Origin of the sequence: Arthrobacter gyeryongensis (genome assembly GCF_039543785.1) — a bacterium.
Taxonomy (GTDB): Bacteria; Actinomycetota; Actinomycetes; order Actinomycetales; family Micrococcaceae; genus Arthrobacter; species Arthrobacter gyeryongensis.
In genome coordinates, this window is the sequence record NZ_BAABKK010000025.1 from 1 (window position 1) to 22,074 (window position 22,074).

Genomic DNA, 22,074 nt, shown 5'->3' on the forward strand with positions numbered 1-22,074 from the left:
TTCTACGGCTCCACGGTCTCCGCGGACGCCGGCGCGGCCGGGCCCTCGCAGTCCGGCCCGGAAGCCGTCCCGACGCACTGGGTGTCCATGATCAAGCACACCCTGGCCCACCTCGGCCCGGCAGTCTCGGCCGACCGCATGCTGCACGACTACGTCAACACCCTCTACCGCCCGGCAGCTGTGGCCGGCAGGCAAGCGGGAACGGCGTCGTTCAAGGAAGCGAAGGAGCTGGCGGCCTGGACCACCAAGGTCCGCAACGCCTGGCCGCAGCTGACGGTGGAACACGTCGATTCCATCGGCGTCTCCGAGGAACCCCAGATCGGGGACACCCTCCAGGTCAACGCCTACATTGCCCTCCACGAACTCACGCCCGAGGACGTGTCGGTTGAGGTGGCGTATGGTCGGGCCCAGGACGGAGACGAGTTGGAGGATGTCGCTTTGGTCGAGCTGACCGAAACGGAGGACCTCGGCAACGGGCGCCACCTGTTCACCGGGTCCATCCTGATCAACCGCTCCGGATCCTTCGGCTACACCGTCCGGGTCTTCCCGAAGCACCCCTCCCTGGCCTCGAAGGCCGAACTGGGGCTGATCGCGAACGCCTAAGAATGCGCGCCCCCGCTGCCGGTCGAGCAGCGGGGGCGCGTTCCGTTAAAGGGATTTTCGCCCAGCTGTAGCGGCTTAGTCAGCCGCAGCCGCAGCTTTCCCGCACTACAAGCTCCACGGGCAGCTCTTTGGCCACCGGCTCGGATCCGGGATTGGCGATCTGGTGGATGAGGATGCTGGCGGCAGCGCGCCCCAGGGCGATCATGGGCTGTCGGACGGTGGTGAGCGTGGGGCGATTGACCCGGCCCGCCGCCAATCCATCGAAACCCGTGACCGCAATCTGTCCCGGCACTTCCACTCCGGCCCGTTCCAGGGCGTCCAGATACAGGAGTGCCTCGGCATCGACCGAACAGACAAGTGCATCAGGAAGTGCGGCGCCGGATGACAGTCGGTGGATCGTTGCGTCCGAGTCAGCAGCGAGGTCCACCCCGGAGCCCAACGTGCCGTTCGCGTCCCGCCCCGGTGCCGGCAGCGTTTGGGTGTCCAATCCCGCCTCTGCCATGGCCAAGAGATATCCGGCGAAGCGCTGCTCGCGGTCCGGCGAGCCAGACGGGCCCACAAAGGTGATGGCGCGGTGTCCGTGGTGCTGGATCAAGTGGTTGGTGAGGACCCGCATGCCTTCGGTGTTCTCCACTGAGACGCGGTTCAGCCCGGTCTCCTCCGGCGGATCGGCAAGCTCGACTACCGGAATCCGTTCGGCGATCCGCCGCAGGACCTCGACCGGAAAAGTATTGGGGAACACCGCCAAGCCGTCCACACGGCCGGCAATGTCGTTGATGTCGGCCTCGGATCTGCCGCCACCACCCTCGCCGACCATGAGAACGAAGCCCCGTCTGCGGCATTCCATTTCGACGCCGCGCTGCACCTCGTCGTGATACAGCGGGAAGAGGCGAAACTCCCCGTTGGCGTCGTCGGAGAACAGATCACGGGGTAGGAGAGCGTCCGCGTCGCCGTGGACGCGGGCCGCGCCGGCGCCTGCGCGGTTGAAGTAGTCGTAGGAGAAAAGTCCGATTGCTCCCGTTTTTCCCCGGGCCAGGCCCCTTGCGCTGGCACTTGGAAGGTAACCGAGTTTGTGCGCAGCCTCCATCACCAGTGTCCTGGTGGATTCGCGCACCCGGTGCGGCTGGGTGAAGGAGAGCGATACCGTTGCAATCGAGACGGCGGCGCGCTCGGCGACGTCGTAGATTGTCGGTTTCTTGGCCATGGCGACTCCTTTTCCGCCCCTCAGTCTAGGGCGCATGCCGCTCCATGACGGCTCGTGGCATGCCCCAATCCGGAAACGGCGAAAAGTCGAAGCGCTTAACTGATTGACGCTGTTCGGAGACCCATGAAAGCGTATTTATTGGCCCCAACCCGGAATACGTGAAAAGACAGGAATACCGTGGGCATTCAGCAACAAGCAACGTCAGCACGCCTCAAAGTGGGCGTTGTGGGCATCGGATGGGCTGGCCAACAGCACCTTAAGGCTTACAGCGCCATCGAAGGCGTGGATATCGTCGCCGTCGCCGGGATGGAAGAAGACCTCCTCGCCCAGATGAAGCAGGAGTACGGCATTCCGCATGCTTTCGCACGCTGGGAAGACATGATCGGGCTGGAAGGTATGGATGCGATCAGCGTCGCCGTTCCCACCTTTCTGCACGCTCCGATTTCCATAGCGGCCCTGGAGCGTGGACTGCACGTGCTGAGCGAAAAGCCACTGGCACGCAACGGCGACGAAGGACGCGCCATGGTCGAGGCAGCCCGGAAGGCGGGCCGCGTCCTGGATGTTGCGTTCAACCACCGCCGCCGTGGCGACATTCAAAAACTCAAGAGCATCATCGACGACGGCGGACTCGGACGTCCGTACTACGCCAAGGGTTCCTGGCTCCGCCGCGCCGGCATCCCGACCCTGGGCAGCTGGTTCACCAATCCGGAACTGGCCGGCGGCGGTCCGCTTGCTGACATCGGAGTCCACGTGCTGGACTACTCGCTCCACCTTTTGGGCGAGCCCAAGGTCCTGTCCGTCTCGGCGCAGACCCACTCGGAGCTGGGGCCGCAGGGCCGTGGGGGCAACGCCCGGTACACCGCGGGGCCCGTGAGCCACAAGTTCGAAGTGGAGGACTTCGCCACTGCCTTCATCCGGCTCGAAGGCGGCGGCACCCTGATCCTCGAAGCGGGCTGGGCGAGCTACCGCGAGGTGGACGACCTGCTGGACTTCACTGTCTACGGGACCGACGGCGGTGCCGAACTGCGTGCCGTCGGGGCGCCGCTGCAACCGGTCGGCAGCCTGAGGATCTTCACGGATAAAGAGGGCGAAAACGCCGACTACGAGCCCGAAGCGATTCCAGGCCTTGCCCACCAGGCCGTCGTCGACGACTTCGTCGCCGCCGTCCGCGGCGGGGAGACCGTCTGGGGACAACACGACGGATCGCTAGCCCTGAGCCGGGCCCTCATCCTTGATGCTTGCTACAAGTCCGCCCTCGAACAACGCGAAGTGGTGCTCTGGTGACCGACAAGAAACTGAAGATCGTCGTCTGGAACGAAGCGGTCCACGAGGCCCGCAACAAACCGGACACCATGGCAGAAATGTACCCGGACGGCATCCACGGTGCCATCGCGGCGGGCTTGCGGAGCTTCTATCCGGATGCAGAAATCACGACGGCGACGCTCGCCGATCCGGAACACGGGCTGGACGAGGAAACCCTTGCCGCCACGGACGTCGTGCTCTGGTGGGGGCACATCGCGCACCACGAAGTGAGCGATGAAGTAGTGGAACGCGTCCAGCGGCACGTCCTGGGCGGGATGGGGCTCGTGGTGCTGCACTCTGGGCATTTCGCGAAGATCTTCACCCGGCTGCTGGGCACCACGTGTTCGCTCAAGTGGCGCAACGACGGCGAACGCGAGCTCGTGTGGACGGTCAAGCCATCGCATCCGATCGCGGCCGGCGTCGAGAGCCCCATCCTGATCCCCAAACAGGAGATGTACGGCGAACTCTTCGACATCCCGGAGCCGGACGACCTGATCTTCATCAGCTCTTTCGAAGGCGGCGAGGTGTTCCGCTCCGGCGTGACGTTCTCCCGCGGCAAGGGGCGGATCTTCTACTTCAGCCCCGGCGACCAGGAGTACCCCGTCTACCACCAGCCGCAGATTCAGAGGGTGATCGCGAACGGCGTGGGCTGGGCGGCGCAGCCCGATCAGTTCCGGGATGCTCCGGAAGTGACCAACCCGGCCCGGGCCTGGTTTTTGGCTACCTGAAATCGCGGGAGTTGGACTTCACTGTCAGGACCAGGGATTCCAGCTTGTCCGCAACGAGATTGGTGACTCCTTCCGGCGATCGTTCAAGGAACCCCCGGACGATCAGCGCGGATGATTCCCGGGCGACGCGGCGATGCCTCTTCCAGAGGCCGACGCTGCAGATGACGTTGAGGATGCCGCTCTCGTCCTCCAGATTGACGAAGGTGATCCCTTGCGCGGTCTGGGGGCGTTGGCGGTGGGTCACGACGCCGGCCACTTCAACACGCGTGCCGGACTCGACCTGGGAGAGCCGGTCCACCTGCAGCACCCCTCTGGAATCCAGGGCTCCGCGGGCATGGCGCATCGGATGGTCATCGGTACTGATTCCTGTGGCCCACATGTCGTAGGCAACATTTTCCAGGGGGGAGAGCTCGGGCAGCAGCGGCGGCTGGACGGCGACATGGGTCCCCGGCAATTGTCCTTCGCGCTCGAGCGCGGCATCGCCGGCCTGCCACAGTGCTTCGCGGCGGTTCATCCCCAGCGAATCCAAGGCCCCAGCTGACGCGAGTGCCTCCAACTGGTCCGCGCTGAGATTCGCACGGCGGGACAGATCCGCCATGTCCTTGTAGGCGCCATGCTCCTCACGCTCGGTGACGATCCGCTTCGCCACCTCGGCGCCGATGGACGTCACGCCGTCGAGCCCCAGACGCACAGCGTGTGAGCCATCCCGCCGGTGCAGGTGGTCCTCGCGTGGTCGATCCTGCTGGAAGAGGCCGATCACCGGCTGGTGGAAGTCCAGGCAGGAATCCATTCCGCCCACCTGGCCCGCCTCCGCCCTTGTCGCCTCGTCGAGCACTTCAAGGGTGGCCTCGGCAAGGGAATGCAGTACGTCAGGACGCAACACCTGGACCCCGTGCCTGCGGGCATCCGCCACGAGGGTTTGCGGGGAGTAAAAGCCCATGGGTTGTGCCCGGAGCAGGGACGCGAGGAACGCGCCGGGATAGTGCAGCTTCAGCCACGAGCTTGCATAGACCAACACCGCGAAGCTCAAGGAGTGGGACTCTGCGAAACCGAAGTTCGCAAAGGCCTGGATCTTGCCGTAGATGGCGTCGGCGTCGTCTTTGCTAATCCCGTTGGCCGCCATCCCCGCGTAGAGCTTGGCCTCCAGAGACTCGATCTTCTCCCGGCCCCGCTTGGAGCCCATCGCGCGGCGGAGCAGGTCCGCATCCTCGGCAGTGCAGCCACCCACGGCAACTGCCATCTGCATCAGCTGCTCCTGGAACAAGGGCACACCCAGGGTCCGCTTCAGCACGGGCTCCAGCAACGGATGAAGATACGTGACTTTCTCCGTGCCTGCGCGGCGTCGGATGTACGGGTGGACGGCGCCGCCTTGGACGGGACCCGGGCGGATCAGCGCGATTTCGACCACCAGATCGTAGAATTTCCTCGGTTTCAGCCGCGGCAGAGTGCTGATCTGGGCACGTGATTCCACTTGGAAGACCCCGATCGAGTCGGCCCGGCAGAGCATGTCGTAGACGGCCGGTTCTTCCCGCGGGATGGTCTCGATTGTCCACCGCTCCCCGAAATGCTTGTCGATCAAATCGAAGGAATACTGCAGGGCGGCGAGCATGCCCAGGCCGAGAAGGTCGAACTTGACCAGGCCCATCCATTCGCAATCGTCCTTGTCCCATTGCAGGACCGTGCGGTTTTCCATCCGGGCCCGTTCGATGGGTACTACCTCGCCAACGGGCCGTTCGGTGAGGACCATGCCGCCGGAGTGGATGCCCAGGTGCCGGGGGAAGCCCAGTATCTGGTCAGCAAGTTCCAGGACCGGGGCCGGGATGTTATTGGTCTTGCCGTCACTGAGATCGCCCCAGTGATCGAGCCGCTTGGACCACGCGTCCTGCTGGCCTTGGCTGTAGCCGAGTGCTTTGGCGATGTCCCGGACGGCGTTCTTCGGCCTGTAACTGATGACATTCGCTACTTGGGCCGCGTTGAACCGTCCGTATTTGCGGTAGACGTATTGGATGACTTCTTCCCGCCGGTCCGAGTCGAAATCGACGTCGATGTCCGGTTCTTCCTCGCGGAGGCTGGAGAGGAAACGCTCGAACGGAAGGTTGTAGAAGATACTGTCGACGGCGGTGATCCCCAGCGCGTAGCAGACGGCCGAGTTCGCCGCAGAACCCCGGCCTTGGCAGAGGATGCCGCGGGAACGGGCAAACTGCACGATGTCGTGCACAATCAGGAAATAGCCGGGGAAGTTCTTCGCCTCGATCACTGCGAGTTCCTGTTCGATCCGGCCATGGACCCGGTCGTCGGCATCCGGGTATTTGTCCCTGACACCTTCTTCAACAAGTTGCCGGAGCCAGGTGATAAGGCTGTGCCCGGCAGGAACATCAAGCTTGGGGAGCTTCGGGCGGGCTGCCCGTAACTGGAACGCAAGCTCGTCAGCGATCTCGACAGTCCGTTCGACCGCGCCGGGGTAGTGGGCGAACCGTGCTGCCATCTCGGAACCGCTCCGCAGATGGGCGCCGCTGCTTGCGGGCAGCCACCCGTCCAGTTCCTCCAGGCTGCGGCGTGCCCGGACAGCCGCCATAGCCGTTGCCAGCGGGTATCCCTCGGGGGACGCATAATGTACGGCGTTGCTAGCGATGAAAGGTATCCCCGCCCGCCCGGCAATACGGACAAGGGCGTCGTTGTGGCTGCTGTCGAGGGGATTCCCGTGATCGAACAGCTCCACCACCACGTTTTCCCGCCCGAATCTCTCAATCAACGCATCCACCTCAAAGGCAGCGGCTCGCTCGCCTTCGCTCATGAGGGCCCTCCGGACGGAGCCTTTGCGGCATCCGGTCAGCACCAGGCAGTGGTCCCTTAGGGAATGCGCCAGCTCATCGAGGTCGTAGATGGGATGGCCCTTCTCCGCATCGGCCGCCAGATGGGCGGACGTCATCGCCCCTGCCAAGCGGTGGTAGCCCTCTTCCTTGCGGGCGAGGACGAGCAAATGGTCACCTTCGGGGTCGGCTTCCCCTTGCTGGGGTTTGCTGAGCCCGAGCGACAGCTCAGCGCCGAACACGGTCTTTAGCTCATAGGCTTCTGCGGCCTCCGCCATTCGCACGATCCCGTAGAAGCCGTCGTGATCGGTCAGTGCGAGGGCATGGATACCCAGCCGGACCGCCTCCTCAACCAATTTCTCGGGTGAGGAGGCGCCGTCCAGGAAGCTGTAGTGCGAATGCGCGTGCAGTTCGGCATAAGGCACGACGGCGGCATCCGCCCTCGATGCGACCCTTGCGGGATCGAGGGGGACAGGACGGTAAGGCCCGCGTTTCCTCGACCAGGCGGGGCTGTCACCGCCGTCTCCTTTTGCCTTGCCGATCTCCGGCACTCGCCGGTCCGAGAGGGTCCGTTCGAACTCCGACCATGGGATTGACGGGTTGTTCCAAGCCATCTTTGCCTTCCTGACTAAAGTTCAGTGTCTGGTGTTCAGTCGTAGCGGGCCTCTGCCCACCAGTTCTGCTCGTCCAGGAGAAGAAGCCAGGCCTCTCCGTTTCCGTCCACAAGCTGGAACCGGTCCGCTTCAAGGCGGTGCTCGGCGTCCCACCATCTCTGCCGCAACGGCCAAGGGCCGGCCCACTGAGCTACCAGTCGTCGTCGTGCAGGGTCTCCGCCGGGACAAAACCACATTGGCGGGGCAATCAATCCGCCACGGTGGTCTGTACGGACTTTTTCCTTGTTCGCATCAAGCAGCAGGACAGGGATAAGGGAAGCGAACACCGTGGCGGGCTGCGGGTCGGGAATCCTTCCGGGCCACGGCCTGGTGGCCAGGGCTGCCGATCCCGCGGGCAAGGCATCTCCCCAAGGGACCAAACGGCGCCGCTCGGCCAGCAAGCGACCCCCGGAAATCGCAGGCACTACTACGGCTTCATGCCCCAGCATGCTTTGGATCCGGCTGAGTCCATGATGGATCTGTTCCTCTGCTCCGTCTCCAAAGAGCGCCCGCCCATGATGGGCGATGGAGTCCACCCGCACGGGGACGAACTCGACCCGCGTGACTGGTGACGACAGTCCGGCACGAGCCATGCCGCCGTCGACTGTTTTATTGGCTTGGGCAGGGGGCTGTGACTGAAGCTGCCAGCGCACCCTGTCCACGACGTCGCTGGCCGTGAAATGGCGGGGGTGGCCCCACGTCCGCTCCGAGCGGCTCCCTGCATCGTCAGTGATCAGCACCCTCAGCTCCGTGCAGACCAAGCCTTCAGTCTGCACCCCGGCCACGAAGGCGTCTGCCGTGGCCCGGAGCTGGAAGGCGAGTTGGTCAACCCGGTCCAGTCCGGGTTCGAAGTCCGCCCGTTGATCCAGCTTCCGCGGGGGAGTCCGGGGGATTACTTTGCGGGGATCCTGGCCGCTTGCCAGGGAGTGCGCCGTGATTCCGGCAGCCCCGAAACGGGCCTGGACATCCGCGACAGGAAGATTGGCGAAATTCCCCAAAGTGAGGATTCCAAGGCGTTTGAGCAAGGAAGCCAGCTTCGGCTGCCCCAGTACTTCCACTGGAAATGGAGCCAGGAAATCCCGGGAAGAACCCGGCGGGAGCACAAGAACGGCAGAGAGTTCGCTGGTGCTCCGGGCTGCTTGCTCGGCGGCAAACACTGAATCGGCGATCCCTACACGGGCCTCCACACCAAGGCCGTCCGCAGATTCAAGCACAGCACCTGCGGCCGCTTCCTCTCCGCCGTAATATCGGGCGGCACCCTTGGCCCGGATAGCGCATAGTCCGGGGCGAAGCACTTCCACGCCAGGAGTCCGTTCCTCGAGTGACGAGACCACGGGCTCGAATTCCCTCGCATCCCGCACCGGATCAACGGCACACACCACCAGCTCAGGGCAGCGGGTCTGCGCTTCCCTTAGCCGCAAGCCCCGGACTACTCCCTCTGCCCGGGCTTCCGCGGAGCAAGCAGCTATGACACCTTTGCCTATGACTGCTGCAGGCACATCAGGCGGCAGGGCATCTGCCAAGCGGGCGGCGACGAGGGGCCAATCCGGGAACCATGTCACCAACGCGCGCACCGGGGTTTCAAGTTGAAACAGCATCATGCTCCCATCCGGTGGCGGGACAGATCTACCGGGCCGCTGTCCGCAAGATCCACGGAAGCCCTGCGGGAACTGCCCCTCAAGGCGACTTCGAGTTCGAGCTCCTGTTTTTCGAGATGTCCATGGCCCTGTCCGAGCCCCGCCCACTCATATCCATTCACTTGCAAGACGGCTTCACTCTGCGGCCAGGATCCCATGACAAGGAGGACGGAACTCCGTTCCCGGAGCCTGGCTCCCAAGCGTGCAGCCTCGGCGGGTGCGACTCTTTCCGGAGCGCGTGCAAGGACCACCGAGAGCACGTCCGCCATGGCAGCGATCACCTGCGTCCAGCTGGTCCCGGGGTCAGGCACCAGCACCAGCCGGTCGAGCGCAATGCCGAAACCTGCTGCCGCCTCGACCCCGAAGTCAGGCAGCCCGGCTACCCCGCACCACGAGCCATTGCGTGACGGGCCTGCCAACAAGGCCATTGCCAGCGACATGGATCCCTGTATGGAGTAAGCCGCTCCCGGGCGCAGGCCGCCCGGGAGGAGCCTGCTGAGTGAGGGGAGGACGGGCAGGGAGCGTTCGCTACCGCGCTTGCCCTGCATGAGGTGGATCTGCGCCTGCAAGTCATCGCGCAGCGAAGCCGGCGAAGCGGAAGACAGGCGGGATGACATACTTCAATTTTCGAACATATATTCGAATGAGTCAATCGGGGGCCGGATCTCCCTGCGAGCGCGACCACGTCACGCTCGACAGCGAAACGGCCAGGATCGAGGCGAGGATCAACGCCGACGCCGGGGCGGCAACGGCCCAAGGGGCACGTTCCACGTAGTTGATTCCCTCGGCAAGGATAAGGCCCCACTCGGGCGACGGCTGATGGGGGCCGAGGCCGAGGAATCCCAAAGCAGCCAAGGCGAGCGCGATCCCCGGTACCCGGAGCATTGAATGCCTGAACACCGGGCCAAGGATGTCCGGGAGGATATAGCGCCAGAGGATCCGGACCCTTCCCACACCCAGGACCGGAAGAATTTTCACGTAGGACTGCGCCCTGGCCTCCTGCGCCAAGGCCGCTGTGTGGGCTGCCAAGGGTGCCCAACTGACCAGGGTGACTGCCATCGCCGCACCTTCGGCAGACGGCCCGGTCACCACGGCAACGATCAGGCCGGCCAGGATGGGTGGAGCGGCGTTGGCTACTTCAAGGGGACCGGTCGCCGCGAGCGGGAAGAGCCCGACGACGATCCCGATCACAAGGCAAGCCAGCACCACGAGCAAAGCAGTTCCCAACGTGGACACGGCGCCATGCCCCACCCGGGCAAGGAGGTCCCGTCCGCTCGCGTCGGCCCCGAAGGGCAGCTCCAAACCCGGGCCGGCAAGCCGTGCATGGCTCGAGGTGAATGGATCGCGAAGCAAGCCCGCGACGACGATGAGCAGCAACGCTCCCGCAGCAACGAGCGGAACCGCGGCATCCCGCCGTCGTGGTCTTCCCGGGGAGTCCGGAACCGGAACTGTCCCCGAGCGCAGCGCCGCTCCCATGAGAAGATACCGGGCCGCGGCGCTGAGGGAACCTGCCACGACGGCCAACATGAGGAGGGCCAGCACTCCTGCCTGCAGCGCGGGTATGTCCTGGGCGCTCGCCGCGCCCAGGACCGCACGGCCCAAACCGGGAATCGCGAAGACCTTCTCCACTGCAACCGCCCCGCCGGTGAGGCCAATGAGGACAAGCCCGATCTGGCCCATCACCGATGGCAGGGCCCTGCGGAGCACCGCGCCGGTGAGCCTCGCGCGGCTGGTTCCGGCCATGGCCCACGTGGCCACCCATTTTTCGGCGAACGCCAGGCTGATGGCGTCGGAAAGCAGCCGCCCGATGAGCCCGCCGGCGGGCAGGCCGAGGGCGAGTGCCGGCAACACCGCGTGGTCCAGGCCCTGCCAGCCATACGGCGGGAACCAGCCCAGCCACACCGCGCCGACGACAAGGAGCATCGCCGCGAGGAGGAACTCGGGGAGCGCAGTCATGGCCGCCGCTACGACGCCGGAACCCCGCCCGGGGCTACCGGCCAGTCCGCGCGTTACGGAAGGAACGCACAGCGCGGTGGCCACCACGGCCGCAACGGCCACCGCGCAGGCCATCAGGGTGACGGAGACTCCGAGAGTTTCCAGGGTGCCGGGGCCGACTGGCGTGTTGGTAATCCAGGAATTTCCCATGTCCCCGCGCAAAAGGCCCCCGGCCCAGTCGAGGAAGATGTGCACCGGTCCTCGATCGAGTCCAAGCTCCGCGCGGATCATGCCCAGCGTTTCATCAGTCGCTTCCCGGTCGGCGTAACGGGCCCTCAGGATGGTGTACTCCGGGCTTTGTCCCGAAAGCCATGGCAAGAGCCCTATCAGCAGAACTATGGCGAAGAGTGCCACGGCCCGGGAAACCGCGGTTTTGACGAACGCAGGGCTCCGCATCAGCCGGCGATTCCTGTCTTGCTGGTGATCAGGGCGCGCTCGCGGGGATCGCGTTCGACGTTGTGGATCCTGGCTGATTCGCCCTGGATGACTCGTTCGTGCAGCAGGGGCACGGCCGCATCCTTCGCGAGGATCAGTGCTTCGGCGGCGGCAATTGCCGCCCGGCGTTCCGGTCCTGCCGGGATGGCGGCGGCCTTGCTCAGTGCTTTGTCCACGTCCGGATCGCAGAACTGGGAGATGTTGAAGGAGCCTTTGCAGGAGAAGTCACTGAACATGTAGGCGACAGGGTCGCCGGAGTCGAGGACCGTGGCCCGGGACAGGATGAAGGCGTCGAACTTGCCGGCCAGCGCGTCAGCCTCGATGTGCTGGTACTCGCGGACTTCCTGCTCCACGATGAAGCCGGCGGCCTCGAGCTGCTGCTCAAGCTGCACGGCGACTTCGGGCAACTCGGCCCGGTCCGTGAAGGTGCCGAGCTTGATGCGTCGGCCATTGGCGGGTGCCGCTTCCGCCCGATTCTTCAGGGTTTCAATGTATGAGGAGTTTTGCCGTTCCTTGGCCGCCCAGGGGAGAGCCGGACCCAGAAGGCCTTCGGCGATGTCCGCACGTCCCTCGTAGACCCGGTCAACGATGGTGGCCCGTTCGACCGTGGTGCGTGCCGCTGCCCGGACCGACGGATCAGCGAAGGGGCCCGCCTTGGTGTTCAGGTAGAGGGTATTGGTGCGGGGCATGGGGACTTGGTGAATCAGCTCTGACTTGATCTGGGCGACCTGGCCCACGGGAATGGCCTCCACGACGTCGGCAGTTCCGGTCCGCAACGCGGCGGCGCGTGCGGTGCCGTCGGGAACGTATTGGACGTCGACGCCGCTGCTCGCCGCTTTCTCGCCCCAATAGTCAGCGAAGCGGTTGAGTGTTGCCGAGCTGGTGCCGTCCGCGGACGCCAGGACGTAGGGGCCAGTTCCGGCGTTGATAGGGCGCACGACCCCGCCGGGCTTGTAGGCGGACGCGGCAAGGATCGAAAGCTGGGGGCTCGAGAGCCGCTGCGGAACCAGCGGGTCGTCCGTTTGGGTGGTGACGACGACGGCGTTCCCGCCGTCCGTCCGGACGCTCAGCTGGACGCCGTCGAGGATTCTCGGCTTGGGCTTCGCGTTGGCCGCCGCCGTCAGCGATGCCGCCACTTGCTCGGCTGTGAGAAGCGTTCCGTCATGGAATTTCACGCCTGCACGGAGTTCGAAACGCCAGTTCCTGCTGTCCAGTTGCTTCCAGGCTGTTGATAGCGATGGCTGGGCATCGCCGAGGGGATCGAGGACAATCAGCGTCTCGGCGGTCTTCCACCGTGAGAGCTTGAAGGCGTCGTCGCTCAGGGGAGTGAGTCCTGAACGGGGTGGTTGCAACATGGCTACCTTGATTCGGGAGTCAGCACTGCTGGCCGGTGACGCGTTGCCTTGGGCGAAGCAAGCGCTGAGGGAGGCGGCCATTGCGGAGGAGAGGAGTATCGCGGCAACTGCTTTTGGACGTGGAATCGCCATGGATTGGTGCCTTCTTTCGTGGGTGTGGGTGGATTAGACGCGGTGGAGTCGTTACGGGCGCGGTGCCGGGAGTGGTGCTGGAAGGAAACGGTGAATGAGTGCCGCGGAGGTGACGAGCTCCTTGGCTTCCAAGGTCTGTGGATTGGCATACACAGCCGCGGTGGGTCCTTGTTCCACGATGCGTCCCCCGGAGAGAACCATGGTCTCGGAGCACAGGCGGGCGACGGCGGACAGATCGTGCGAGACGAATAGGAGCCCAAGGCCGTCCTGCTGGACCAGCTGTTCCATGAGGTCCAAGACCGTGTTCCTGAGGGGAGGATCGAGCCCGCTCACCGGCTCGTCTGCCAGGAGGATGCTCGGCGCGGGGACCAATGCCCTGGCAATGGCCACCCGTTGCTTTTGCCCGCCGGAGAGTTCCCAGGGACGACGCCCGAGCATGCGCGGATCGAGGTCGACCCGCTGCAGGGCATTTAGGATCATGCCGCGATGGTCTCCGTCAATGCGCAGTTGCCTCAGGGGTTCCAGGAGAAGGCGCTCCACGTTCATGCCGGGGTTGAGGCTGGCCGCCGGATTCTGCGGGATGTATTGCACCGCGCGGCGGTACCATCTCAAGGACGAGGCCGGGCCGGGCACAACCGGGGTGTTATTGAACGCGACGGTTCCGGCACCCGGCTTCTCCAAAGCAAGCAAGATCCGCAGGAGCGTGGATTTTCCGGCGCCCGAGCCACCCACCAGGCCGATGCTGCCGCCAGTGGCAATGCTGAGGGAAACGTCCTGCAGAGCCGGCCGGGATGACCGTTTCTTCAGGAGCCCCCTGCCCGGGTAGCTGAGGCCCAGATTGCCGGCGCTCAATACTGCATTCATGATGTGGCTTCCGAGCGAAGGGAATCAGTGCCGACATGGGCGGCTTCCACCAGTTGCTTCGTGTACTGGTGCTTGGGCCCCTCCACGAGCGACTGCATCGATCCCTCCTCGACGATCCGGCCGGAACCCAGGACAAGGGCCTGGTGGCAAAAGGCGGCAGCGACAGCGAGGTCATGCGTAATGAACAACATCGCGCCAGCGGACGCAGATTGCCCGGATTCGGAATGCGCGGATTCGGAAGGGGTCGATTCCGAATACAAGGACAACGCCTTGAGGACCTTGGCCTGGCTGACCATGTCCAGTGCGGTAGTCGGTTCATCCGCCACCAGGACGGCGCTACGGCAGGCCAGGGCGAGGGCGATGCAGACCCGTTGCAGCTGACCGCCCGACAATTCGCCGCTGAAACTCTCCATGGTCCGTTCGGCTTCTTCTATCCCCACCGACGCGAGCAGCTCAAGTGCCTGTTGCCGTGCGATGGAGGCCGAATGGCCGGCATGCCGTAGCGGGATCTCCAGCTGCCTGCCCAGGCGTACCAAGGGATTGAGCGCTGACATCGGGTCCTGATGGATTGCGGTGATCCCGGCGCGACGCCTTCGCCTGTTGGACAACGGCACGTCCACTCCGTTGATCTGCAACCGCCCTGAAGCACTCATCGCGGCTGGAAGCTGTCCGAGGAGGGCGGCCGCGGTCAGTGACTTGCCCGAACCCGAGGCTCCGAGAAGAGCCAGTCTTTGACCCGGGTCAATAGCGAAGCTGACTCCGTCAATCAGGGCACGCCCCCGGAGGGACACCCTCAAGTCTTGAACCAGGAGGGCAGGGTGCATGGGGAACTCTCTGATAGGAGCAGCTGTGAGTACTGATGCTATCAATACTCATTCTCATTAAGCGAAATGTTGAGGCGTGTTGAGTTCCCCACGCTCTTGCGAAGTGGCAACAGCCGGCGGTTAGGGTGGGGGCGTGGACTTTGAACATGGCTACGCGCACAACGGCTCCCTGCGGATGTATTACGAGGTTCATGGCCAACCTCGGCCGGACCGCGCGCCCCTGGTATTGATCCATGGCGGCGGATCCACGATCGAGTCGAACTTCCGGGAGCTCATCCCGCTGTTGATCGGGACGCGGCAAGTCATCGCCGTCGAAGAAGAAGGCCATGGCCACACGGCGCCGATCGATCGACCCCTCACTGCCGAAAACTCAGCCGCGGACGTCGCGGCGGTTCTTCGTCAGCTGGACGTTCCGCAGGCGGATGTGCTCGGCTTCAGTGCCGGAGGCCACACCGCGCTCGCCTTGGCCATGGAACATCCTGCGGTGGTGCGCAAGTTGATCATCGCGTCGTCCATGGCCGCACGCGATGGCATGGTGGAAGGATTCTGGGACGGACTCCAAAACGCCACTTCCGCAGACATGCCCGAGGTCTACCGGGAGGCAGACCTCAAGCTCAATCCGGACCCGCAGCACCTTGAGAAACTCTTTGTCCTGGACAGCCAACGAATGCTGACATTTCCGGGATGGTCCGACGAACAATTGGGCTCCATCACGGCTTCGACTCTCGTATTGCTTGGCGACCGTGATGTGATCAAGCCCGAACACGGTGTGCAGATGGTCCGGGCCATCCCGGGGAGCCGCCTGATGATCGTGCCGGGGAACCACGGAGACTACCTTGGGGAGCAAGCAGCCAGCGACGGCGATCTCCGGACGATGCGTGCGACCCTCCCCTTTCTCCTGCACCATCTCGACGAAGCTTAAAGCCCGCTCACGTTATTGCGGCGTGGAGCACTGCGGCGTTTTCGGCCAGCCACGCTTGGCGGCGAAGAATCTTGTCACCGACGCCTTCATCCCACATCCGTTTCCACCCGCCGCCCTGGGTAAGCGCCCTGCGCCGCATCAAATGCCAAGAGCGCTCGGCGGCGTTCAGGGCCACGTCAACTACCTTGGCGCGATCAACCGGACCCAGGCCGTAGGCGTCCATAAGCACGGCAGCCCGGGAGGCGGCGTCGACCTCCCGTATGACTGGATCGCGGTCGGTGGCGGGCATCCAGGCGCCCCACCAGAGGAGCAGGTTCGCGACCTCTTCCGCGCGGGTTGCCGGGCGCACCAAATCGAAGTCGATCAGGGCCACGGCGGTACCGCCCTGGAAGACGACATTCTCCGGGGTGATGTCCATGTGGGCGAGGAATGTTGCCTGTCCCGCGATCGAGCTAGGGCACCCCTGCGGATCGTCATCGTCGCCCGCGCGTGCCCAAGAGGGTACGCCCAGCGGCTGCACGGCGTCATCGTAGCTCCGGACCAGGCGCGCGACGCTGATTGCGCTCGATTCGTCGGCGACCCAGCGCGGCCAGGGGCGGCCGGCGGTGTCCCCGGGGACGAAACCCAGGGTGTCCCTGCCGCTTTCGTCGATGCCCAGGAAGCGGGGCGCTCCCTGGAATCCGGCCGATTGCAGGAAATCCAGGAGACGGCGGACCCTCCGCGAAGAGACGCTTGCAGGGCGCCGCACTGTGTCGCCGACCCGGACGAGCCCCTCCGTCAAGTCTCCGCCGAGTAGTGGAACAGCAGGCTCCGGCTGCCCGGGCTCGACGTACGGACGGGTATCTGCAGTCATCGTCCGATGCTGCCACGGCCGGGTCGCTGGCGCCAGCCGGAGTGGTCCGGGCAAGCTCGAGTCTCCAGGCGGTAGTGTCATCAACGATGGAATATCTGGGCGGCACCGTACTGACAGCGGCCGGGGCCTTTGCGGCGACAAACCTTGATGACCTTCTGGTCTTGTCCGTCCTTTTCTTGTCAGCCAGGACGCGCCCGGTGCCAAGACTCTGGCGAATTTGGGTAGGCCAATACATCGGCATCGGAATACTGACCGGGGTTGCGGCCGCAGCGGCATTGGCGCTCAACCCCGTCCCGGTGGAGTGGGTGGGTTTCCTCGGTCTGGTCCCGCTTGCTTTGGGCTGTTACGCCTTGCTCAGGATTGCCCGCCCGTCCGGAGATCCACCGAAGCCCCGCTCGCTGACCGTGCCCGTGGTTGTCGCCGTGACAGTAGCCAACGGTGGAGACAACATTTCCGTCTACATTCCGCTGTTCCGCTCGCTGGCACCGGCTTCTTCGGTGGTGACGGGTCTGACTTTTGCGGCGATGGTGGCAGTGTGGTGCGCCGCCGGCTACTGGCTGACAGTGCACCCGACCGTAGCTGCGCTCTGCCGCCGGGCTGGAGAATTGGTTATTCCTGCGGTCTACGTTGCGCTCGGGGCCACCATCATTGTCCGCTCCGGAGTCATTGCGGTGCTGTTCCAGCGCTGATCTTCGCAGCATGCAGGGTTTCCCGTACGACTATGTGGCGGAGGTGTCGCCTTCCCCAGGCGGTGTCCGCATCCGGCCGTCGTCGGCGTGGTATCCCAGCGCGTAGCTGGGGCACCGGTCGATCACCTCGACCAATTCGTCAACACTGGCACGGCTGGTATCGATCCACGGCCGTACGTCACGGTTGAACACTTGTGGAAGCCCTCGGATGCATTCGGCCGCGTGTCGGCAACGGGCAGGTTCCCAGGTCACTACGATGCCGGGGGCGCGATACTGGCGGATCGCAATAGACTCGCTTTGAGGCGGTTGATCGCCCTGATTCATCTCGTTCATGTTCACTCCCTTGTTCCGACCTCGGAATCGAGGCCAAGATGTCGGCGCAGGACGATTGCGATGTCCTCGACCTGTATGAGCTGCTCCGGGGACAGTGCGTCGATGAAGATTTCCTTCACGGCGCGCAGGTGCGGGACCGATCCGGCACGGAATAGCTCCAGTCCCGGATCGGTGGCGATCACATCGATGCCGTGCACGGCGTCTGCGCAGGGGATCCGTCGGATGAGCTGCCGCTTCTCCATGCGGCCCAGGTGATGCGACAGGCGGCTGCGTTCCCAGCCGATCATGGCAGCGAGCTCTGATGACCTGATCGTGTGCTGTTCCGCCTCGCTGAGGGCGAGCAGCACCTGGTAGTCCCCTGACGACAGGGACGACTCGTTCTGTAGGCGACCCGTGAGGCGTGTGCGCAGCGCCTCGGCCGTCTCGATGTAGTCCCGCCAGATCCGCAACTGCACGGGAGTCGGCATCGTGCGGTGCTTCGCGTAGACCATCTCACCTCCGGGAATTGATACGTCAACTATAGCGTTGTTCGGGGTATTGACACGTCAATCCGGAAGGTCCGGGGCGACGAGAAGGGCCGGGGACGTGATGGTTGATCAGATCGATGATCTTGAGTTCGGGCTGAATTCGTTCGGCGACATCTCAACCGACGCAGGTCGCGTGATGTCGGATGCCGAGACGCTGCGTCTACTCATCGAGGAGGCGCAGCTGGCAGAGGCTGTCGGTCTGGACGTTTTCAGCATGGGCGAGCACTATCGGGAGGGCATGGTCGACTCGGCCACTCCGGTGCTGTTGGCGGCCGCCGCACAGGCTACCTCCAGCATCCACCTCGGCACCTCGGTGACCGTGCTCTCGACGCAGGATCCGGTGCGGCTGTATCAGGAGTTCGCGACCGTCGACGGGATCTCCGGCGGCCGCACGCAGCTCGTCCTCGGCAGGGCCTCCGCGATCGAGTCGTTCCAGCTGTTCGGTTACGACATCGCCGACTACGAGGAGATCTTCGAGGAGAAGCTCGATCTGTTCCTCCGTCTTATGCGGGAGGATCGCGTGACCTGGTCCGGGAAGTATCGCAGCTCGCTCGAGAACGTTCGCCTGCATCCGCGGATGCCGGATGGCGGGATCCCGGCGTGGATCGGAATTGGCGGCAGCCCCGACTCCGTGATCCGCGCGGCGCGGCACGGACTTCCGCTGATGATGGCCATCATTGGCGGACGGCCCGAGCGCTTCGCCGGGCACGCCGAGCTCTACCTGCGGGCGCTCTCGTCATTCGGACGCCCCGAGCTGCCGATCGCGCAGCATTCCCTCGGCTTCGTCGCCGACACCGACGAAGAAGCGAAGAATGTGCACTGGAAGCATTGGCAGCCCGTCGTGACACAGGTCAGCCGGGAACGCGGCTTCTACCCGCCGACCGCCGAACGATACGCAGAAGAGGTCGACACGGGCGCACTCTACGTCGGATCTCCCGAGACGGTGGCGCAGAAGATCGCCGGGATCGTGCGCGCGAACCATCTGTCCCGCTTCGACCTCAAGTACGACGTGCTGCACCTTCCCCGGCAGGCTCGCGAACACAGCATCCGCCTGTTCGGCGAAAGGGTTGCTCCGCGTGTCCGCGAGCTGCTCGCCGAGAATCCGGGCGACTGGCACCTCACCGGCCGAACACCGGCGCGGATTGTCAAGGGCGGCAAGGCCGTCCACTCGTGAACTGACCACCTCGGCATTTGAAAAGGGAGAAACTTATGAACGACTTCACCGACCTCGAGTTCGGCATTGACACCTTCGGGGACCTGCCTCGCGACCATCACGGTGACATCGTCACCCACGGCGAGGCGATTCGCGCCACCTTGGCCGAAGCAATCCTCGCCGACGATATCGGCATCGACGCGATCGCCATAGGCGAGCACCATCGCCCGGAGTTCGCCATCTCAACTCCGGAAACGGTCTTGGCCGGGATCGCCACTGCAACCGACCGGATTCGCCTCGGGTCTGGTGTAACGGTGCTCTCGTCCGATGATCCAGTACGGGTGTTCCAGCGGTTCGCGACCGTAGACGCGCTCTCGAATGGCCGTGCCGAAGTGATCCTTGGACGCGGATCGTTTACCGAGTCGTTCCCGTTGTTCGGCTACGATCTCAGCGACTACGATCTCCTCTTCGACGAGAAGATCGACTTGTTTCACAAACTCCTTGACGAGAAGCCCGTCACGTGGACGGGCACCACACGTGCGCCACTGCACGAAGCAGACGTGTTCCCTAAGACGGACTCGGGTCGGCTGCGGACCTGGGTCGGCGTCGGAGGCACCCCGCAGTCCGTGATTCGTACTGCGAACTACGGGTTCCGGCTCATGCTGGCCATCATCGGCGGTGCCCCTGCCCGCTTCGCCCCGTATGTCGACCTGTACCGCCGTGCCACCGAGCAGCTAGGCACCACCGCGTTCCCGGTGGGCATGCATTCTCCGGGACTGATCGCTGATACCGATGAGACGGCAAAAGAACTGTTCTATCCGGGCTACAAAGTGATTCGTGATCGCATTGGCGCGCTGCGCGGCTGGCCTCCCCTTCAGCGCGGTGAGTTCGAGGCCGATGTGGAACACGGATCCCTTTATGTCGGCTCGCCCGAGACCGTCGCCGCCAAGATGGCTGATGCGATCCGCGCTCTCGACGTCGGCCGGTTCGACCTCATCTACACTGCCGGCGGACACATGCCCGCGACGGCCCGCCTGCGGGCCGTGGAGCTTTACGGTACTCGAGTTATCCCACTGGTCCGCGAGATGCTCGCTGACACATCTTCGACTTCGGCCGGGTCCCGAACGGGGGCGCGGCCGTGAACGGCACGAGGAGTCCGGTCCGCACCATCGGCATCCTCGGCGCCGGCAAAGTTGGCACTGTGCTGGCCCGGCTGGCTCTCGCCGCAGGCTACCGGGTGCTGATCTCAGGCTCCGGAGACCCGGATAAGATCGCCCTCACCATCGAAGTGCTCGTTCCCGGAGCTGTGGCAGTCCGACCCGAGAACGCCGCCCTCGAGGCCGACGTCGTCATCCTCGCCTTGCCCCTCGGTAAGTATCGGACCCTTCCGGTTGCACAGCTGAGCGGAAAACTCGTGATTGACGCGATGAACTACTGGTGGGAAACCGACGGCATCCGTGACGACCTCGACGACCCAGGTATCTCCACCAGCGAGATCGTGCAGGACTTCCTTTCCAATTCACGTGTCGTGAAAGCTCTGAACCATATGGGATATCACGATCTCGAAGAGGAGAGTCGGCCAACCGGGATGCTGGACCGCAAGGCGATCGCATTGGCCGGGGACGGAGACGACGACGTCATCGCCGTCTCTGCACTGATCGATGCGCTAGGTTTCGACCCAGTCCTCTTGGGTCGCCTGCCATCAGGCGTGGCCTTGCAGCCGGGGAACCCAGCATTCGGCGCGAACGTATCGGCGGGCGAGCTTCGCGAGTTGATCCGGACTACTGCAGGCGAACGGGTTCCCATTCATTCGAGTGACGGAGGCGGCCGGATGTGATGCCGTCTGCCAAGGCCTGAATTTTGCCGGCAAGTCACTTCCGTGGATTTACGCCTTGCTGGTCCTAGGACTAGGCCTCACCAGTGCAACGCCTGTAGCAGGGCGCCGCGAGATCCTGTTGCTGTTCCAGCCCTGATCTTCGCAGCATGCAGGGTTCTCCCATGCGGAACTGATATGACTGCGGGTGGGTTTCATCCGGAAGCGCAGGAGGATTGGCAGGATATGTTCCGAGGTTCGTTTGTTGTAGGCGCTCTGGTGCTGCTTTTCGGGGCAGCGGCCGTGGTGGGGTTCGGAGCTATCTTCCGGGCCAAGAGTGCCGCGGCCCGGATTGACGCCGGCGCAGCCGGGATATTGGCCGCCGCAATGGCGGCGGTAGGGCTCGGGTGGGCTCCGCTTGGTGTGGTCCAGCTGGGAGCGGCGATTGGCCTTGTCTTCCTCTTGTTCGTGGTCAGGATCGTGTACCAAGGCCCCGGGACAGGGGAGAAAGGGTGGACAACTGGGACAGGGCGATGGTCGGCGATCTATGGCGCAGCGGTGGCGGCCCTTGCAGGCTGGGTGCTGCTCTCCGCGTCGAGTGGAGCTGGATCGGTGTGGGATCATCCAGGACACCAACTGGGCATCATCCTTGCCGACATCATGAGCGCGATCCTCATGCTCTTCGCCGCCACGGGTTGGCTGTTGGGCACGTTCGCGATGCCGGCCGAGAGCAAATCGCACGCCGTGCCCCGATTGAAGGGTGTCCGCGAGGCGCTGATGGCAGCTGGACTTGCCGTAGCGTTGTACGCGATCTCCTAAGCCCGGTGCCGCCCGGAGCGACCGGGTGGTGGATTTAGAATGGAGCCATGATCGATATTTCGGTCGAGAAGGTAGCCCTTCTCCTGATTATTGCCGTTTTGGTCCTTGGACCGACCAAGCTTCCGGAGTATGCGAGGAAGCTGGGGCGGCTTATCCGCGAACTGCGGCGCATGGCCTCCGGCGCGCAGGAAAAGCTTCGCCAGGAGCTCGGCCCGGAATTCGAGGACATCGATTGGCAGAAGATGGATCCACGCCAATACGATCCTCGCCGCATTATCCGCGAAGCCCTCCTGGAGGACGAGCCGCTCACTGAGCCGGTCGTCCCAACCCAGGCGCAGCCTCCGGTCCAGCCTCCTGCCCGACCGGTTGTGCGGTTGGCGGCCGGGCAGAAGGCCCCTTTCGACGACGAGTCCACCTGATTCG

Annotated in this window: 20 protein-coding genes and 1 pseudogene; 10 read left to right on the top strand and 11 right to left on the bottom strand. The window is 64.4% G+C overall.

Annotated elements, in window-relative coordinates; genetic code table 11:
* Nucleotides 1–603 (top strand): annotated as a pseudogene (locus tag ABEA18_RS17465) (DUF3417 domain-containing protein); the annotation flags it as partial.
* A gap of 79 nt (nucleotides 604–682) precedes the next feature.
* Here the strand turns inward: ABEA18_RS17465 and ABEA18_RS17470 are convergent.
* On the bottom strand, nucleotides 683–1,807 hold the full coding sequence (locus ABEA18_RS17470) for a LacI family DNA-binding transcriptional regulator (protein ID WP_345451211.1): 1,125 nt from the start codon (nucleotides 1,805–1,807) through the stop codon (nucleotides 683–685).
* A 177-nt stretch (nucleotides 1,808–1,984) separates the two neighbouring features.
* Here ABEA18_RS17470 and ABEA18_RS17475 point away from each other — a divergent pair, with 177 nt between their 5' ends.
* Entirely contained in the window at nucleotides 1,985–3,091 is a 1,107-nt protein-coding gene (locus ABEA18_RS17475) for a Gfo/Idh/MocA family protein (protein WP_345451213.1), read from the top strand.
* A complete protein-coding gene (locus ABEA18_RS17480) occupies nucleotides 3,088–3,837 on the top strand; it encodes a ThuA domain-containing protein (RefSeq protein ID WP_345451215.1) in 750 nt (249 codons plus the stop codon). The genes ABEA18_RS17475 and ABEA18_RS17480 overlap by 4 nt, the downstream gene beginning before the upstream one ends.
* Here ABEA18_RS17480 and ABEA18_RS17485 read toward each other — a convergent pair.
* From ABEA18_RS17485 to ABEA18_RS17515, 7 genes are read right to left on the bottom strand one after another with little or no spacing between them, the layout of a single operon-like run.
* Nucleotides 3,830–7,261, bottom strand: coding sequence for an error-prone DNA polymerase (locus ABEA18_RS17485; RefSeq protein ID WP_345451217.1), 3,432 nt, complete (start codon nucleotides 7,259–7,261; stop codon nucleotides 3,830–3,832). The two genes, ABEA18_RS17480 and ABEA18_RS17485, sit on opposite strands and share 8 nt — an antisense overlap.
* A gap of 35 nt (nucleotides 7,262–7,296) precedes the next feature.
* Entirely contained in the window at nucleotides 7,297–8,901 is a 1,605-nt protein-coding gene (locus ABEA18_RS17490; protein WP_345451219.1) for a DNA polymerase Y family protein, read from the bottom strand.
* Entirely contained in the window at nucleotides 8,898–9,554 is a 657-nt protein-coding gene (locus ABEA18_RS17495) for a hypothetical protein (protein WP_345451221.1), read from the bottom strand. Before ABEA18_RS17495 ends, ABEA18_RS17490 begins: the two co-directional genes overlap by 4 nt.
* A gap of 31 nt (nucleotides 9,555–9,585) precedes the next feature.
* Nucleotides 9,586–11,328, bottom strand: coding sequence for an ABC transporter permease subunit (locus ABEA18_RS17500; protein ID WP_345451223.1), 1,743 nt, complete (start codon nucleotides 11,326–11,328; stop codon nucleotides 9,586–9,588).
* Nucleotides 11,328–12,854 (bottom strand): ABC transporter substrate-binding protein, encoded by a 1,527-nt coding sequence (locus ABEA18_RS17505; protein ID WP_345451225.1) that lies wholly within the window; start codon nucleotides 12,852–12,854, stop codon nucleotides 11,328–11,330. Before ABEA18_RS17505 ends, ABEA18_RS17500 begins: the two co-directional genes overlap by 1 nt.
* Before the next feature lie 51 nt (nucleotides 12,855–12,905).
* Nucleotides 12,906–13,718 carry an ABC transporter ATP-binding protein gene (locus ABEA18_RS17510; RefSeq protein WP_345451227.1) on the bottom strand — a complete coding sequence of 271 codons (813 nt, stop codon included), beginning with the start codon at nucleotides 13,716–13,718 and terminating at the stop codon, nucleotides 12,906–12,908.
* Nucleotides 13,715–14,542 carry an ATP-binding cassette domain-containing protein gene (locus tag ABEA18_RS17515; protein WP_345451229.1) on the bottom strand — a complete coding sequence of 276 codons (828 nt, stop codon included), beginning with the start codon at nucleotides 14,540–14,542 and terminating at the stop codon, nucleotides 13,715–13,717. The genes ABEA18_RS17510 and ABEA18_RS17515 overlap by 4 nt, the downstream gene beginning before the upstream one ends.
* A gap of 133 nt (nucleotides 14,543–14,675) precedes the next feature.
* Here ABEA18_RS17515 and ABEA18_RS17520 point away from each other — a divergent pair, with 133 nt between their 5' ends.
* Entirely contained in the window at nucleotides 14,676–15,464 is a 789-nt protein-coding gene (locus ABEA18_RS17520; protein WP_345451231.1) for an alpha/beta fold hydrolase, read from the top strand.
* 7 nt (nucleotides 15,465–15,471) lie between these two features.
* Here ABEA18_RS17520 and ABEA18_RS17525 read toward each other — a convergent pair whose 3' ends face one another.
* A complete protein-coding gene (locus ABEA18_RS17525) occupies nucleotides 15,472–16,317 on the bottom strand; it encodes a phosphotransferase (protein WP_345451233.1) in 846 nt (281 codons plus the stop codon).
* Nucleotides 16,318–16,391: 74 nt separating this feature from the next.
* Between ABEA18_RS17525 and ABEA18_RS17530 the strand changes: the two genes are divergently transcribed.
* Nucleotides 16,392–17,006, top strand: coding sequence for a cadmium resistance transporter (locus ABEA18_RS17530; RefSeq protein WP_345451235.1), 615 nt, complete (start codon nucleotides 16,392–16,394; stop codon nucleotides 17,004–17,006).
* A 30-nt stretch (nucleotides 17,007–17,036) separates the two neighbouring features.
* Here ABEA18_RS17530 and ABEA18_RS17535 read toward each other — a convergent pair whose 3' ends face one another.
* A complete protein-coding gene (locus ABEA18_RS17535) occupies nucleotides 17,037–17,339 on the bottom strand; it encodes a (4Fe-4S)-binding protein (protein WP_345451237.1) in 303 nt (100 codons plus the stop codon).
* A 2-nt stretch (nucleotides 17,340–17,341) separates the two neighbouring features.
* Nucleotides 17,342–17,830, bottom strand: a complete 489-nt coding sequence (locus ABEA18_RS17540; RefSeq protein ID WP_345451239.1) for a MarR family winged helix-turn-helix transcriptional regulator — start codon at nucleotides 17,828–17,830, stop codon at nucleotides 17,342–17,344.
* A gap of 97 nt (nucleotides 17,831–17,927) precedes the next feature.
* Here ABEA18_RS17540 and ABEA18_RS17545 point away from each other — a divergent pair, with 97 nt between their 5' ends.
* The 5 genes from ABEA18_RS17545 (at nucleotide 17,928) to ABEA18_RS17565 (ending at nucleotide 22,070) form a co-directional block, all read left to right on the top strand.
* A complete protein-coding gene (locus ABEA18_RS17545; protein WP_345451241.1) occupies nucleotides 17,928–19,040 on the top strand; it encodes an LLM class flavin-dependent oxidoreductase in 1,113 nt (370 codons plus the stop codon).
* Between the two features lie 35 nt (nucleotides 19,041–19,075).
* On the top strand, nucleotides 19,076–20,161 hold the full coding sequence (locus ABEA18_RS17550) for an LLM class flavin-dependent oxidoreductase (protein ID WP_345451243.1): 1,086 nt from the start codon (nucleotides 19,076–19,078) through the stop codon (nucleotides 20,159–20,161).
* Complete coding sequence (locus ABEA18_RS17555) at nucleotides 20,158–20,856, top strand: NADPH-dependent F420 reductase (protein ID WP_345451245.1); 699 nt, start codon at nucleotides 20,158–20,160, stop codon at nucleotides 20,854–20,856. Before ABEA18_RS17550 ends, ABEA18_RS17555 begins: the two co-directional genes overlap by 4 nt.
* Nucleotides 20,857–21,111: 255 nt before the next feature.
* A complete protein-coding gene (locus tag ABEA18_RS17560; protein WP_345451247.1) occupies nucleotides 21,112–21,651 on the top strand; it encodes a hypothetical protein in 540 nt (179 codons plus the stop codon).
* Between the two features lie 47 nt (nucleotides 21,652–21,698).
* Nucleotides 21,699–22,070, top strand: a complete 372-nt coding sequence (locus tag ABEA18_RS17565; RefSeq protein ID WP_345451249.1) for a sec-independent translocase — start codon at nucleotides 21,699–21,701, stop codon at nucleotides 22,068–22,070.
* Nucleotides 22,071–22,074: the final 4 nt, after the last annotated feature.